The following is a 15,460-nucleotide window of genomic DNA, read 5'->3' as shown; positions in this document are numbered from 1 at the left end:
TAGTTATTATCATCTTACCACAAATTGTTAATATTTGAAAAGAGTGTAAACCAAGTTTTTCTAATTTTATCTTAGATAAAAATAATCCCCGCTGCTTATTCGAGCATGCGGGGACCGTTTAATGGACGCAGCGATCGCTGCGCAATAGTACTCAGTTTTGGCTTTAACTGGCATTCAATCGACCCAACAACTGCGGCACAAACCACTTGGCGAGCGTCACTAATGTCAGAACAGGCGGCCTTGACGGCGCTCCTGGCAGTGAGCTGATATCGCACACAAAGAGGTTTTTGACCTCGGTCTCCAGCTTGTTGTTTACAACCGTGCCGACTGAACAGGTGCCGCCCGGGTGACCAAACGTCATGCCTCCCGGTATTCTACTTAGGGTGTGGTGAATTGTACTGGGGTCGCAACCCATTTCAGTCATGATTTTGGTATTAATGTATCTGCAGTAGTTCATCTTTTGATCATCTTCGTTGGTGAGGATTTTGGAAACACGACCATCCCAGGTAATCTGTCCTATGCCTGCATCGTGAATTTTATTAAAAATGCTGAATATGCGCGGAAATTCCCTGAATGTTTTCACGGCTCCGCGAATTCCTCCAGTTCCCATAAGCTGGTACATTGACCAAAACATTCGCGGCCAGGTTACAGTCGTAGAAAAGAGACAACCATGCTCATCATCCATCATAGAGATAGAAGTCCCGTGCTCATAAAAACTGCCTTTTGTGCCTGGTGGTAACAAGGCAAAAGATGATATGCTCGGGTCTCCAAACAGCATGTTCCCGGCCGACATAATCCCCGCACTCCGCGCAATCATGGCGGAGCCCAGACCGCCTGCTGAAGATACGACTAGTTTCCCGCGGATTTCATAGTCAATGCCATCCTTGACGCCCTTGCCCTTAACACCCACGGCCACGCCATTTTCAACAATGACTTCCTTGATATCGGTGTAGATTTGTAACGTAGCACCACGCTCCGCGGCTTCGTTGGCCGCATAATACCCCATCCATTTGGCATGCCTTTTACACCCGAATGCCGCACTCGTGCAGCCATACTCGCATTTATCAAATTTGATGTGCCGATAGGCCGGCTCAAAAGGAAGACCAAGCTTGTGGCACACTTCCAGCATCCGTCTTGTCTGTGGACCTATGAATTCATCGGGTGTTTTCGAGACCCACGTCTCCCTTTTGGCTTCCTCGAGGAAAGGTCTCAGATCCATTCCCACCTCATCAAATGCCTCAAACTGCGGCATACCGACGATCCCCGCGTACAGATACGATCCTCCTCCCATCCCGGTGCCGATAACTACGCCATCTCCTTCAATTGTCTTTTGCCACACGCTTCCCTTGGCTTTCTCCATGTGCTCTCCATTAGTCATGCCGAACATAGAACCTAAGCCTTTTAGATTGTTACCTCCCTTTTCTATCAGAATAACCTTTTTCCCGGCCTTAGTTAAATCATTGGCCAGGACACAACCACAGGGACCGCCTCCTACAATCACTACATCGTACCCATCCATTCTCTTGACCTTCTTCTTCGCCATGGTACCGCCTCCTTGTCAGATAAATGTTTCAAGCTAGGCTCTCTCATCTGCTACCAGTAACTTGGTCCGGCGAGTCAAGGGCCTGGCCGACAAGGTCGTTCTTGAAGGCAACAGACTGCCTGATGGCTTCCAACAAATCCGCGACCTCCTTAAACAACCCGTTGTTGACGCAGCACATCCAGTACTTGTGCCCTGGACATGCGATCCTCCCTTATACAACCACTATACCACGCTGCCGCCACTGGCATAAGTCCCAATACGCACATTCGGACAAAGAAAAAAGAACTGTCTTGTGACAGTTCTCTATGACAAATGGTTACATCCCTGATCCCCCTTATAGGGGATAAGAACGGGAATAGCATATGACAAGTGGCCTATTCCGTCTATTCCGGCTCTTCTACCAACCCTTCGCGCACAGCGTACACCGCAACCTGCACCCGGTTGTGCAGATGGAGCTTGTCCAGTATATTGGTCAGGTGATTTTTGACGGTACCTGTCGTGATATTCAAGGCCGAACCAATCTCCTTATTCGACAAGCCTTGCACCAGCAGTTCCAGGACCTCGACCTCTCGCTTGGTCAGCGGATCCAACACCTCTGTTTCTTGCGTTCCTTCCCACATCGGGTGGCCCAGCTCTTGCAGGATCCTGGCAGCCACCACGCCGGAAAAGAAAGCTTCGCCACGCGACACGCCCTCAATCATATCGAATAACTGGTGCTCCTTGAGATCCTTGAGCAGATATCCCTGAGCACCCGATCGGATTGCTTCAAAAAGATCGCCATCGTCATCCGAAATCGTCAGCATGACAATCTTGACCTCCGGCATCTCCTGCTTGATTTGTCTCATGGCCTCTAGGCCATCAATGTGGGGCATTGCAATATCCATCAAAATCAAATCGGGCTTGGTCTCCTTTGCCAGCTCAACCGCCTGGAGTCCATTTTCGGCCTCCCCCACGACCACCAGGTTAGCACGAGATGCCAGGACGTCGGCCACCCCGCGACGAAAAAGAACATGATCATCCGCCAACAAAACACGTAACGTTTTCATACGTTCCCTCTATTTGCCGACGACGGCAACGACAGTATCACACAGGTGCCATCACCGAACTGGGACTCGATCTCCAGCCGCCCGCCCATACTCTCCATTCGTTCACGCATAAGCTGCAGCCCCACGTGATGCCCCGCCTGGCTCATCACCTGTCGCGGATCAAATCCACACCCTCGATCGAGCACACTGATCTGTACCCAATCTTCAAGGTGCCGGATGCATATTTTGGCGCGATCTGTCCTTGCGTGCTTGCGCACGTTCGTCAGTGCTTCCTGAATAACACGCACTACCTGCAGCATGACATCCCCGGTCCAATCCGGTTCCAGATCATCCTCCGCTTCTAGCTGAACGTCGAGGCCATAGCGAGTCTTGTAAGCGGTTAGATACTCTTGCAGAGCAGGCAAAAAACCAGACTCAGGCGAAAACACACTGCGCATATTAAAAATCGTCTCCCGCACGTCTGTATGTGCCGCAGAGATTATATTCTCAAGCTCACCCAGCCGGTCGTGCGCTTCCCGGACTCGGTGACCGTCGAAACAGACCGCCACTTGTGAGGCCTTTAGCTGCAACGCACCCAGCACCTGGGCAAGATTGCCATGCATCTCACGCGCCAGCCTGTCTCGCTCCTCCAGGATGACCATCTCTTTCATCTTCTGATGCAGCCAGGCATTCTCAATGCACAGGGCGACCGCGTTGGCGATTCCGCACGCAAGGTCGATTTGCTCCTGATCGAAATCCCGGTACTCATCAAATGTGTACGCAAATCCCATGGCTACTACCCGTCCCTTCACGATAAACGGCACACCCAAAATAGATCGAATTAAATGCTTCCATTCACCCAACGCGCGAGGGTCGGTCTCTGTATCCACACACACAACCGGCTCTTGCCGTTCAAGGATATGTGCCGCCAAAGTGCCCATCTCTGACAGCGGGTGACTCAAGCTCATCGTGGATGTAAGCTTGGGAGAGTCTACACTTTCGTTCAAAGAAACAACCTGATAGATAAACCGGCTGCGGTCCTCATCTACGAGGCCAAGGGCACAACGCGGCACGTTGAGGACAGTGCTGATCGCGCTTCCCACCAGCTGCAGTACTCTGTCCAAATCAAGCGTAGTGGTAGCAGCCTCCACAATCTTGAGTAGTGTTGCCGTTCTTTCTTGCCGCTCTCTTAACTGATTGCTCGTCGCCAGAGCATGCTGCCGCACCAAAAAGTTCACCGCATAACGCAAACAGACATCCAAGCGCGCACAGGCTTCAAGCATGATAACTGCTCCACACGGTACTCTCCTGCGCAATACCGACATAGTGGCTTCCCTGATCAGAAAAAGCACATCAATCGCATCGGCCACATTAGTGTCCATGCTAAAATCAACAATGTTAAGGTTTGCGAGATAACTTTCAAATATGGTAAAGTTGCCACTGCTCAGGGACTCCAGAAAAGCATCCAATCCACGTCTCGCCAGGAGGTTCAGGTCTGGGTAAGAGCTCTCCCAACTGTGCCATGCAGGTAATTCCCGGAGCAACTCAATACAGGAGGCACAAATCTCTTTTCGATCGGTTTCAAGAAAAACTGTCACTTGTTCGGCAGAGGGCGTCTGTTGCTCCACCTGCGCGTAAACCTGATCCTTCAGCATGTTATCACCACCCGACAGTATATTATCACCATCCGATTATTACTCCACCGTCACACTCTTGGCCAGGTTCCGCGGCTTATCAACATCACAGCCCCTGGCTACCGCTATATGGTATGCCAGCAGCTGCAATGGAATCACCGTCAGCACTGGGGCCAGTATCCTGTCTGTCACCGGTATATAAACCACATGGTCAACGACCTTTTTAAATTCATTGTTCCCGTAGAAAGTCACTCCAATAACCTGGGCATCCCTTGCCTTGACTTCCTTAATGTTGCTGACCATCTTATCATACAGGTCCATCTGGGTTGCCAGGGCCACTACCGGTACACCGTCAACTATCAGGGCCAGGGTACCGTGCTTCAGCTCACCGGCGGCATAAGCCTCGGCATGCATATATGAGATTTCCTTCAGCTTCAGGCAGCCTTCCATGGCTACCGCATAATCCAGGCCGCGCCCAAGGAAAAAAGTACTCTGGGCTTCGGCATACTTTTTCAGGAAACCCTCCAGGTCTTCCAGGTCATCCAGTATTTCCTGTGCCTTATCTGGCAGCTCCCGCATCTCGGCAATCAGCTTTTCCGCATATTCCTCATCTATTGTCCCTCTTTCCTGGGCAAAATAAATCCCCAGTAAGAACATTGCAATAAGCTGAGTGGAATATGCCTTTGTTGAAGCCACAGCAATTTCCGGTCCTGCCAAGGTATATATAACAGCATCAGCCTCCCTGGCAACCGAACTGCCTACCACATTGGTAACTGCCAGGACTTTGGCCCCGTGTTTTTGCGACTCTCTCAGGGCAGCAAGGGTATCAGCGGTTTCCCCTGACTGGCTGATCACAATAACCAGGTCACCTTTTTTGATTATCGGGTTCCGGTAGCGGAACTCAGATGCAATATCCACTGTAACCGGTATCCTGGCCAAGTCTTCAATTACGTATTTCCCGACCATACCGGCATGGTAGGCCGTACCACAGGCTACAATAAATATATTGTTTAGGTCCCTGATTTGCCCATTAAGAATATTGAGTTCATTGAGTATTACCTGCCTATTATCTGCCGATAATCTGCCGCTCAAAGTTTCCTTAATGGCCTTGGGCTGTTCATAAATCTCTTTCAGCATAAAATGCGGGTACCCGCCCTTTTCAGCGGCAACCGCGTCCCAGCGGACATGGAAAACCTCTTTTTCTATTTCATTACCTTCAAAATCTGTTACCCTGACTCCATCTTTTGTTAACACGGCAACTTCCCTATCATTCAGAATATAATTATCCCTGGTATATGCCAGGGTAGCAGGAATGTCGGAAGCCAGGAAATACTCGCCATCACCCAGCCCTACTACAAGCGGGCTATCCTTGCGTAAAGCCACCAGCTTGCCGGGCTCCTTTTTGGACAGGACCACCAAAGCATAGGACCCTTCCAGTCTCTCAGCTACTTCCCGGACTGCGGCTTCCAGGTCCCCCTGGTAAAAATGCTCTACAAGGTGAGGAATCACCTCTGTATCTGTTTCAGAAACAAATTTATGTCCCTCAGATTCCAGCCATTCCTTCAGTTCAAGATAGTTTTCGATAATCCCGTTGTGTACTACCGCAAACTTACCTGTACAGTCGGAATGCGGGTGGGAATTTATATCTGAAGGCCTTCCATGGGTAGCCCAACGGGTATGACCGATACCGATATTCCCTTCAGGAGTATAGGCATCTATTTTTTCTTCCAGCTTGGCTATTTTGCCCACACTTTTAACAATCAGTATCTTATTTTTCTCCATTACAGCCATACCTGCAGAATCATAACCACGGTATTCAAGCTTTTTTAAACCATCCAATAAAACCGGCACCACTGACCTGGGGCCGATATATCCAACTATTCCGCACATAATGTTCTAACATCTCCTTCATCGAAAAACCACCCGGCACCTTTGTACCGCCCGTCACCGGACGGTTTTGTATGCCTTTTTACGGTTGTGGTCAACCGGGGGGCATCCGCCGACCCGTCGATAAACCCCCATCCTCGTCAACTCCGGAATCATAACTGTCCCTGAGTTCAGGCGCTTACAGCAGCTTTCTGCCTAAAACTGTTCATATTAATACCTTGTCGTACCTTGTCTCTTACACCACCTTCCATTATATTATAATTGTCCGCGATATCCAACTGGCAACAATTGCATACAAAAACTATCCTGCTGCCCTGGAAATAACCGCAGCAATCCCTTCAACAATCTCTTCAAGCTGCTTTTCATCAGGCCCCTCTGCCATAACCCTTACTTTAGGCTCGGTTCCGGACGGCCTTACCAATATCCGCCCAGTGTCACCCAACACTTTCTCGCCCGCGCGAATAGCTTCAATTACTTCTGTGGCTTCCATGGCTGCTGCCTTATCATTGACCCTGACATTAACCAGCACCTGGGGCAGCCTCTCCATCTGGGCAGCCAATTCACTGAGCGTTTTCCCGGTTTCCTTTACAACTGCAGCAAGCTGCAGCCCGGTTACAATCCCGTCACCGGTGGTATTATGCTCAAGAAAAATAATGTGTCCTGATTGTTCTCCACCGAAAGCAGCCCCGGATTTCAGGAGCTCTTCCATCACATAGCGGTCCCCCACCTGAGTCTGCAACACCCGGATGTTTTGATTTTTCAACCCCAGCCAAAGGCCGAGGTTACTCATCACAGTAACCACCATCGTATCCAGGGGAAGTTTCCCCTTCCTTTTCAGGTGTGTCCCACAGATCACCATAATATGGTCCCCGTCAACAATATTGCCTTCCTCGTCTACAGCTATAACCCTGTCAGCATCACCATCATGGGCAAGGCCAAAATCTGCCCCGTACTCTGCTACCATTCCGGCAATCACTTCAGGATGGGTGGAGCCGCAATTTTTGTTTATATTAATACCATCCGGCTCACTAAAAACAGGGATGACCTCTGCGCCTAGCTCCCGAAAAACCCGGGGAGACATGGCGAAAGCAGCGCCGTTAGCACAATCGATCACTATCTTCAAGCCTTCCAGGGAGCAACCAACCGTACCGGCAGCAAACTGTACATACCGGTCACCGGCATCGTCAATTTCCTTAACTGAACCTATTTCTGAACCAACAGGACGATTCAAATCCGAAATACCGTCCCTTATCAGCCGCTCAATCTCAATTTCAACTTCATCAGGGAGTTTAAACCCGGTAGCGGCAAAGAACTTAATTCCATTATCTTCTACGGGATTGTGGGAAGCAGAAATGACTACCCCCGCGGCAGCTTTAAGTTCCCTGGTAAGAAATGCAATAGCCGGTGTGGGCATGACTCCCACCCTGAGGACATCGACTCCGACTGAACAGATACCCGCAATAAGGGCTGCTTCCAGCATATCACCTGAAATCCTGGTATCCTTCCCTATCACCACAGTTGATTTAACAGGTCCTTGGTCTTTTCTGGTCAGAACATAAGCACCCGCCCTGCCAATTTTATATGCCAACTCCGGAGTCAGGTCCCTGTTGGCCACTCCCCTGACCCCATCGGTGCCAAATAACTCTCTCATTATATGAACGTCCTTTCTATAGCTCTTTGCGGAATTTACCTATCACAGCTTCTGCCGCCCTTATACCGTCAACAGCAGCACTGATTATGCCACCCGCATATCCGGCCCCTTCACCTGCGGGGTACAGCCCTGATAAACCAACAGACTGCCGGTCAGCATCCCTGACAAGCCTCACCGGAGCAGAAGTCCTGGTCTCTACACCGGTCAACACAGCCTGGGATGCCGCAAAACCTTTTAACTTCCGGTTAAATGACTCCATTGCCTCCTCCAGCATTGAAGTAACATAACCGGGCAAACAATCGTGAAGGTCACCCGGTTTAAGGCCCGGAAGGTACGTAGCCCAAGAATTTTCGCCAAGATTATTGGAAGGTCTGCCTGCCAGGAAATCCTCCATCAACTGTGCAGGGGCAATATAATCACCGCCACCTGCCTTGTATGCCGCTTTTTCCCATTTACGCTGAAACTCAACCCCGGCTAGGGGCTGCAGACTGCCAAAATCATCCGGAGTCACCGATACCACCACCGCACTGTTAGCCACACCGGTATCCCTGGCATAATCACTCATTCCATTTGTTACAACCGTATTTTTCTCAGAAGCCGCAGCTACAACCCTGCCTCCCGGACACATACAGAAGGTATAAGCTGCTCTATTCAGGTCACTGTTCTTATATACCATCTGGTAATCAGCCGCTCCCAGCCTGGGATGTCCGGCAAAACTGCCGTACTGAGCCTTATCTATCATACACTGCCGGTGTTCCACCCTTACCCCGATCGAAAAAGCCTTTTGATCCAGCGGACAACCTGCCTCTTCCAGCATCTCATATGTATCCCTGGCGCTGTGCCCTACCGCCATTATTACCAGATCAGTAAAAATTTCGCGTTCACCATTGATAACAACACCTTTGACCATATCATTTTCGATAATCAGACCGGTCACCTTTGATCCAAAATATATTTCCCCACCCATTTTCTCCATGAAAAGACGCAGGTTTTTAACAACTGTTCTTAATTTATCGGTACCAATATGTGGTTTGTTTAGATACATTATCTCTTCAGGCGCCCCGGCAGCTACGAAATCCCTGAGGACGCTCCGGACACGGCTGTCATTAATCCTCGTTGTCAGCTTGCCATCAGAAAAAGTACCTGCCCCTCCTTCACCGAACTGGACATTGGACTCGGCATCCAAAATCCCGGTAAGCCAGAATCGCTCAACATCCCGGGCACGAGTTGCCACATCCATACCCCGTTCAAAAACTAAAGGACGAAAACCATTCCTGGCCAAAGTGAGGGCCGCAAAAATCCCGGCAGGACCGGCTCCCACAATTACAGGGCGATGAGACATCGCCATCTTACCCGGTGTTACCGAAATTTCAGGTTCGGGTTCTTTTAAGAAAACCCCGGAGACCTTCCGGCGCATAATGCTTGCAGCCGCTTTCTTCCCAAGAGAAACATCAACAGTATACACAAAAAAGAGACGATTCTTTTTCCTGGCATCGAGGGCTTTTTTCACTATATGATAATCCCCGACCTCTACCGGAGAAACCGACAGTCTCCTGGCAATATGAGCGGAAATATCTTCAGAATCAGCTTCAATATTAACTTTTATGTCAGTTACCCTGTACATCACAACCCCCGCCTGAAGCAGCGGCAATACTCCAGTTTGCTGCAGCCATAAAAAATTATATTCCTATAATAAATCCATGTCAATGTATAATAATTATAATATACTTTGTATAATATGCTTTGTATCAAGTTGTCTGTTAAGCATTCAGTTTCGTCCTATTTTAACCAGTACTCTCAGGAATTGCCTGTCTGCAGAAACTCCCTGAGGCAGGTCAGGGCCAACCTCAGTATAGAAATCTTCTTTAGCCTTACTGATATTCACCGGCAGAGTAGTTACACTTTCAATGCCGTCAATAAGTTCTAACTGACCTGTAATAGTAATTTCCTCGGGTTCAATTACAGTTGTCAGAACAGTATATCCGGCAGCAGGCGTACCGGTAATCTGTGGGGTAACCCCTACCTTCCTGACAGGCAAATCAGGAGCAAGCGTTACAAATACTTCGACCACCGACGGCGAACTGGCAACAAACGGTTCATCATTGAAGCTGCCCTTATCATTAACGAGCTTTATGGGCAGGGTTTCCCCAAATGACTTTTCCCTATCCTTCAATTGGATATCAACACCAACCGCTGTCACCTGGTCAATCACACTCTTCGGCCCTTTGATGATAACTTCATCAGGGGTTGTCTTTACACCCAGGAGCTTGTACCCATTCTTGAGCGAATTCAGGTAACTAACTTGCACCGGAACCTGCTTTTGGGCCATAGATTCAATGTTTACCCGGACCTGCTGCGGCCTCAGGTCTACTACCTTAACCCCTTCCGGAACCTTAACCTGTACCGGAACCACCGTTTCCCCGGATTCAATACTACTCAGGTCAATAAAAACTTCAATTGACTGCACATCAAGTTCTGCTATCACGTTTTGGTTGGCTTGAACCTGAACATTAACAGTACCCGGCATTTCCGAAACAGCCAAATTTTGTCCAACACCCTTTACCTCAACCGGCACAGCCTTAAATTCCTTATTCTTTGTTGGGTTCAGCTCATTGGAGACGTACACCCACAACACAAAAGCCAGGGCAATGGACAGGACCTTTAAGCCCAAATCTCCCTTTTCAAACCATCGCAAAGTCTATGACCTCCTGTGCCAGAATTGAGTATGATTATTTTGCTTTTGAAAAAGCATTCCCGTAAGAACTTCCCGGAGGGTTTTTTCATCATAGTTGCGGGTAATTCTCCCTTCACGGGCCAGGGAAATAACGCCTGTCTCTTCTGATACCATTATGGCAATAGCATCTGATATTTCGGTAATGCCAATTCCCGCACGATGGCGGGTTCCCAGTTCTTTGCCCAGGTTAGGGTTTTCACTAAGGGGAAGAAAACAGCCTGCTGCAGCCACCCGGTCTCCTCGTATGATAACTGCCCCATCATGAAGCGGTGAGTTTGGAATAAAAACATTTATAATAAATTCTCCCGAAATAACGGAATCCAAACTTACTCCTGTTTCGATATAGTCATTAATACCGGTTTCCCGTTCTAAGACAATTAAGGCCCCAGTTTTATTTTTGGCTAAGTTTATAACAGCACGAATAATTTCATTAATAACACTGCTTTTATCTTCTTCTTCCAAAAAAGTAAACGGCCGGGCAAAAAACTTGCCCCTTCCTAAACGTTCCAAAGCCCGGCGCAGTTCCGGCTGGAACACAACCGGAATGGCAACAACAACCATTGTCCTGATATTTTTCAGAATCCAGTTAATGGTATAAAGGCCAAGCCAGTCACTTATGGTAGTCGCTATCAGCAGGACCACAATCCCCTTTAACAACTGCACGGCCCTGGTACCTTTAATCCACTGAAATAACTTATATATCAAAGCTGCCATTACTAAGATGTCAACAATATTAACCAAATTAACGGCCGGCAGCTGAAACAGCATTCTGACACCTCATTTCAAAATCAGCAGTTCTAAACTTACACTAACCTTAATATTATGTGCAATCAAGTCCTCACTTAGCCCATTTTCGCATCTTAGTCTAACAATTCGACACAAAGCAAGTACTCACCTGTTCCTTTATTCAAATTTCCTAAAAACTCCTGTTCCCCTTATGCTTTTTCTTGGATATCCAAAGCAGGAGTTTATTCATGATTATAGAACATATTATTAACTCCGGTTAAATAGGCAAGAAGGGAGAGTCCTGATTGAAACTGGAAAAATGGCATCTTTCTATAACTCTGGTGTGTCTTTTGTTTGGTACGCTTTTTACTTCCAACCTGAAAACCCAACTGCAGGACTTTAACCCAATGGCAGCAAGAAATAAAGGCCTTGTTAATGTTATTAAGACCCAGGAACAAAAAAATCATGAACTTGAAACAGAAATTACTGATATTAGGAAGAATATCGAAGAATATCAGTTAACTGCAACAGCCCAAACAGAATTAAAACCTTTGCAGCAGGAACTGGAAAAGCTCAGATTTTTATCAGGACTCACTATTGTAAAAGGCCCAGGCATTATAATTACCCTTAACGACCAGGACAGGGCACGATCAGCTTCTGCTGAGGAAGCCAATCTTCACATCATACATTACACCAGTATCCTGTATATTGTAAATGACCTGCGGGCTGCAGGAGCAGAAGCAATTTCCGTGAACAACAGCCGGATAGTATCAACCAGTGATATCCGGTGTGCCGGAAACATCATTCTGGTTAATACTCACCGTTTAGCGCCTCCCTATGAAATCAGTGCCATAGGAAATCAGAAGCTGATGGAAGAAATGGTCAGGAGCGGGGAATTTACTACCCTGGAACTGAGCAAGTTCCCGGTAACCTTACAACGAAAAGATAATATAGTTATTCCGACTTATAAAGGAAGCTATACCTTTAATTATGCAACACCACTCCAGTTAAAGGAAGGTGTAAATTAATGGTTTTGGCAATGTTGGCCCTTCTCCTGGGATTTTTGGCAGGCCAGGCACTGGTTTTTGCATTGCCTGCCGGTTTTGCCACATATCTTTCCGTGGCTATTTTAGCAACCCTTGACTCTACCCTGGGCGGAATCAAAGGGGTTATGCAGGGAAGATACGATGGCATAATCCTTATATCAGGTTTTTTTATCAACGGCTCAATTGCAGCTTTTATGGTCCTGATGGGCGATTGGATTGGTGTTGACCTTTACTATGTGGCTATTTTTGTTTTTGGTATCAGGATATTTCAGAACCTGGCGGTTATCAGACGTGAATTAATTGAAAAAATACTGCACTCAGCCGCCAAAAGAAAATCCACCAGTCGTGAGGTGTCATGATGTCCGCAAAAAAATGGCCTTTAACCCTTATTATAGCCTTTGCCTGTCTCGGCCTGCTGCTTTCCCTGCAATTTAAAACCCATCAGGCAATGGCTGATGACCTTAATTACCAGAGCAATGAAACCCTCGCGGCAATCGCTAAAAACCTCACTACCAAATACTATCAGCTTATTCAGGAAATTTGGGACTTGAAGACCCAGTTAAAACTGCTGCAGCAAAACGCCGACCAGAATAAAGCAGCTCTTGAAGCTATGACAAGGGAACAGCAGAAGCTAAATATAGCTCTTGGCACTATTTCGGTACAAGGGCCGGGAATAACGGTTACCATCTTGGAAAATGACCAGAACTACTTTGGATATCAGGATATGATTGATATAATAAACGAATTGTGGAATTCCGGCGCAGAAGCTGTTTCAGTTAATGACTTCAGAATTACCAACAGTGTCTCAATAATGCCTGATAGTGAATTTACCGCAGTCCTTATTAATGGTGTCCGGATTTCATATCCCTATAAGATAAAAGCCATTGGTGAGCCTAATTCCCTTGAAAAGGGCATTTCAATTCCATTTGGAATTGTCGACAACCTAAGAACCCTTTTCAAGATTCCCATAATAATTGAACAAGAAGAAACCCTGAGGCTGCCCTCAGCCTCCGCCCCAACTTTTAATTACACTCAAACAGTAATCGAAGGGAGCATATCAAAGTGATACGCTCCCCTTACTTTTTATCAGACTAATCTTCTTTTCCTAAATATGTAGCGGCGATTTCATTTATCGCCCCCGGGTCGGCCAGGGTAGTCACATCACCTATGGCACGTCCTTCGGCAAGGTCTCTTAAAAGACGGCGCATAATCTTACCGGAACGGGTCTTGGGCAGTTCACTTATAAAAACGATATCATCGGGACGGGCAATCGGTCCTATTTTGACACCAACATGCCTCCTCAGTTTGTCAATAAGCTCTGCATTTCCTGTAAAACCATCTTTTAAGATTACAAAAGCATGAATAGCTTCTCCTTTAACAGCATGTTTTTTGCCTACTACCGCAGATTCAGCTACTTCCTCACACTCATCCAAAGCACTTTCAACCTCAGCAGTCCCCAGGCGGTGTCCAGACACGTTAAGCACATCATCCACACGGCCCGTCACCCAGATATATCCCAGTTCATCTCTCTTGGCGCCATCACCGGCAAAATAGCAATCTCCAAAATGTTTCCAGTAAGTGTCAATGTAACGCTGGTCGTCTCCATATACAGTCCGCAGCATAGCGGGCCAAGGTGATTTCACGACAAGATACCCCTCATCTGCCGGATTTTTCTGTTCATCAATGATATCAAGTTCAATTCCCGGAAACGGATATGTAGCTGTCCCCGGTTTCAGAGGAGTGATGGGAAGAGGAGTGCACATGAAAGCTCCCGTCTCTGTCTGCCACCACGTATCCATAATAGGCGCCTGACCCCCGCCGATGTTTTCATAATACCACATCCAGGCTTCAGGATTAATGGCCTCACCTACGGAACCAAGTATTTTAATTGCCGACAGGTCATGTCTTTTGGGATATTCCACACCCCACTTCATAAATGTCCGAATAGCCGTAGGTGCAGTATAAAACTTGGTCACCCCGTACCTTTCAGCCATTTCCCATATCCTGTCCTTGTCAGGATAGTCAATGGTACCATCATACATGAAAGTAGTACTTCCAAGAGCAAGAGGGGCATATACAACATAACTGTGTCCGGTTATCCAGCCGATATCTGCGGTGCACCAATAAACATCATCTTCTTTAATATCGAAAACATACTTCAGTGTAGACTGTATCTGTACCAGATATCCGCCTGTTGTATGTACCACACCCTTGGGCTTGCCGGTTGTACCTGAGGTATAGAGGATAAAAAGCATATCCTCAGCATCCATGGGCTCAGGCTCATAATAATTGCCCGCTTTCGCCATCAAGTCATGGTACCATACATCACGTCCCTCAACAAAATCGATTTCATTTCCGGCATTCTTAACAACAACACATTTTTCTATAGAAGGTGTGTCTTCCATGGCTTTATCAGCATTGTTTTTTAAAGGGAACGGTTTGCCGCGCCGGAAGTTGCCATCAGATGTAATCAAGACTTTGGCCTGACAATCATTAATCCTGTCACGAAGAGAATCCGGGCTGAAACCCCCAAATACAAGAGAATGCGGCGCGCCTATCCTGGTACAAGCCAGCATGGCAATCGCAGCTTCAGGTATCATAGGCATATATAATACTACCCGGTCGCCCTTCTTGACACCCAAACCTGACAGGGCATTAGCAAACTTATTGACTAACTTATATAACATCCCATAAGTCAGGCAGACTTGTTTTCCAATTTCACTTTCATAGATTATAGCTGCTTTGTTGCGTCGGTCTGATTTGACATGACGGTCTATACAGTTATAGGACATGTTCAGTTTTCCGTTGACAAACCACTTATAGAAAGGTGCATTACTATCATCAAGGACCTTATCATATGATTTGAACCAACTAACCAGTTCCTTAGCCTGAGTATCCCAAAATCCAAGGCGGTCCTTTTTTGCCAATTCATAAATATCCGCTTTGGCATTTGCCTTTTCCAAAATTTCAGCAGGCGGGTAAAACACTCCGTTTTCTATCCTTCCATTTTCCAAGATACCCTCTTTCCGCATAAACCTATCCCTCCTTCAAGAATTACTTTGCTTTTCAGCTGCATAAATGGCAAATCTCTTTTTTTCGTAAAAAACGGAATATTTTACAAAAAATCCATTTTTTAATTCTATTATTAAAATATACAACAAAATTAGACAAAATGAAAGAGGGGATTTAAAATTAAAAAAACAACCTGTCATGA

At 47.1% G+C, this 15,460-nt stretch carries 12 protein-coding genes; 3 read left to right on the top strand and 9 right to left on the bottom strand.

What is annotated here, in order from left to right:
- Positions 1-163: 163 nt before the first annotated feature.
- From ABFY19_RS01510 to cdaA, 8 genes are all read right to left on the bottom strand, one after another.
- On the bottom strand, positions 164-1,543 hold the full coding sequence (locus ABFY19_RS01510) for a GMC oxidoreductase (protein ID WP_418791508.1): 1,380 nt from the start codon (positions 1,541-1,543) through the stop codon (positions 164-166).
- Positions 1,544-1,926: 383 nt separating this feature from the next.
- Positions 1,927-2,589, bottom strand: a complete 663-nt coding sequence (locus ABFY19_RS01505) for a response regulator (RefSeq protein WP_418791507.1) — start codon at positions 2,587-2,589, stop codon at positions 1,927-1,929.
- Entirely contained in the window at positions 2,586-4,223 is a 1,638-nt protein-coding gene (locus ABFY19_RS01500) for an ATP-binding protein (protein ID WP_418791506.1), read from the bottom strand. Before ABFY19_RS01500 ends, ABFY19_RS01505 begins: the two co-directional genes overlap by 4 nt.
- A gap of 39 nt (positions 4,224-4,262) precedes the next feature.
- A complete protein-coding gene (gene glmS, locus ABFY19_RS01495) occupies positions 4,263-6,092 on the bottom strand; it encodes a glutamine--fructose-6-phosphate transaminase (isomerizing) (RefSeq protein WP_418791505.1) in 1,830 nt (609 codons plus the stop codon).
- A gap of 298 nt (positions 6,093-6,390) precedes the next feature.
- Positions 6,391-7,740 (bottom strand): phosphoglucosamine mutase, encoded by a 1,350-nt coding sequence (gene glmM / locus ABFY19_RS01490; protein WP_418791504.1) that lies wholly within the window; start codon positions 7,738-7,740, stop codon positions 6,391-6,393.
- Positions 7,741-7,756: 16 nt separating this feature from the next.
- Positions 7,757-9,364 carry an NAD(P)/FAD-dependent oxidoreductase gene (locus ABFY19_RS01485; RefSeq protein WP_418791503.1) on the bottom strand — a complete coding sequence of 536 codons (1,608 nt, stop codon included), beginning with the start codon at positions 9,362-9,364 and terminating at the stop codon, positions 7,757-7,759.
- A 144-nt stretch (positions 9,365-9,508) separates the two neighbouring features.
- Positions 9,509-10,435, bottom strand: a complete 927-nt coding sequence (locus tag ABFY19_RS01480) for a YbbR-like domain-containing protein (RefSeq protein WP_418791502.1) — start codon at positions 10,433-10,435, stop codon at positions 9,509-9,511.
- 3 nt (positions 10,436-10,438) lie between these two features.
- Positions 10,439-11,242, bottom strand: coding sequence for a diadenylate cyclase CdaA (gene cdaA, locus ABFY19_RS01475; protein ID WP_418791501.1), 804 nt, complete (start codon positions 11,240-11,242; stop codon positions 10,439-10,441).
- 263 nt (positions 11,243-11,505) lie between these two features.
- Between cdaA and ABFY19_RS01470 the strand changes: the two genes are divergently transcribed.
- The 3 genes from ABFY19_RS01470 to ABFY19_RS01460 are packed head-to-tail and all read left to right on the top strand — an operon-like array spanning position 11,506 to position 13,312.
- On the top strand, positions 11,506-12,228 hold the full coding sequence (locus tag ABFY19_RS01470) for a DUF881 domain-containing protein (RefSeq protein ID WP_418791500.1): 723 nt from the start codon (positions 11,506-11,508) through the stop codon (positions 12,226-12,228).
- Positions 12,228-12,605 (top strand): small basic family protein, encoded by a 378-nt coding sequence (locus ABFY19_RS01465; protein WP_418791499.1) that lies wholly within the window; start codon positions 12,228-12,230, stop codon positions 12,603-12,605. The genes ABFY19_RS01470 and ABFY19_RS01465 overlap by 1 nt, the downstream gene beginning before the upstream one ends.
- The gene (locus ABFY19_RS01460; protein ID WP_418791498.1) at positions 12,605-13,312 is read left to right on the top strand and encodes a DUF881 domain-containing protein; all 708 of its coding nucleotides are present in this window, start codon (positions 12,605-12,607) and stop codon (positions 13,310-13,312) included. The genes ABFY19_RS01465 and ABFY19_RS01460 overlap by 1 nt, the downstream gene beginning before the upstream one ends.
- Before the next feature lie 25 nt (positions 13,313-13,337).
- Here ABFY19_RS01460 and acs read toward each other — a convergent pair whose 3' ends face one another.
- Positions 13,338-15,278 carry an acetate--CoA ligase gene (gene acs, locus ABFY19_RS01455; protein WP_418791497.1) on the bottom strand — a complete coding sequence of 647 codons (1,941 nt, stop codon included), beginning with the start codon at positions 15,276-15,278 and terminating at the stop codon, positions 13,338-13,340.
- Between the last annotated feature and the right edge of the window lie 182 nt (positions 15,279-15,460).

Origin of the sequence: Phosphitispora sp. TUW77, from assembly GCF_048453025.1 — a bacterium.
GTDB lineage: Bacteria > Bacillota > Thermincolia > Thermincolales > UBA2595 > Phosphitispora.
This window is presented reverse-complemented; position numbering and strand designations above follow the sequence as displayed.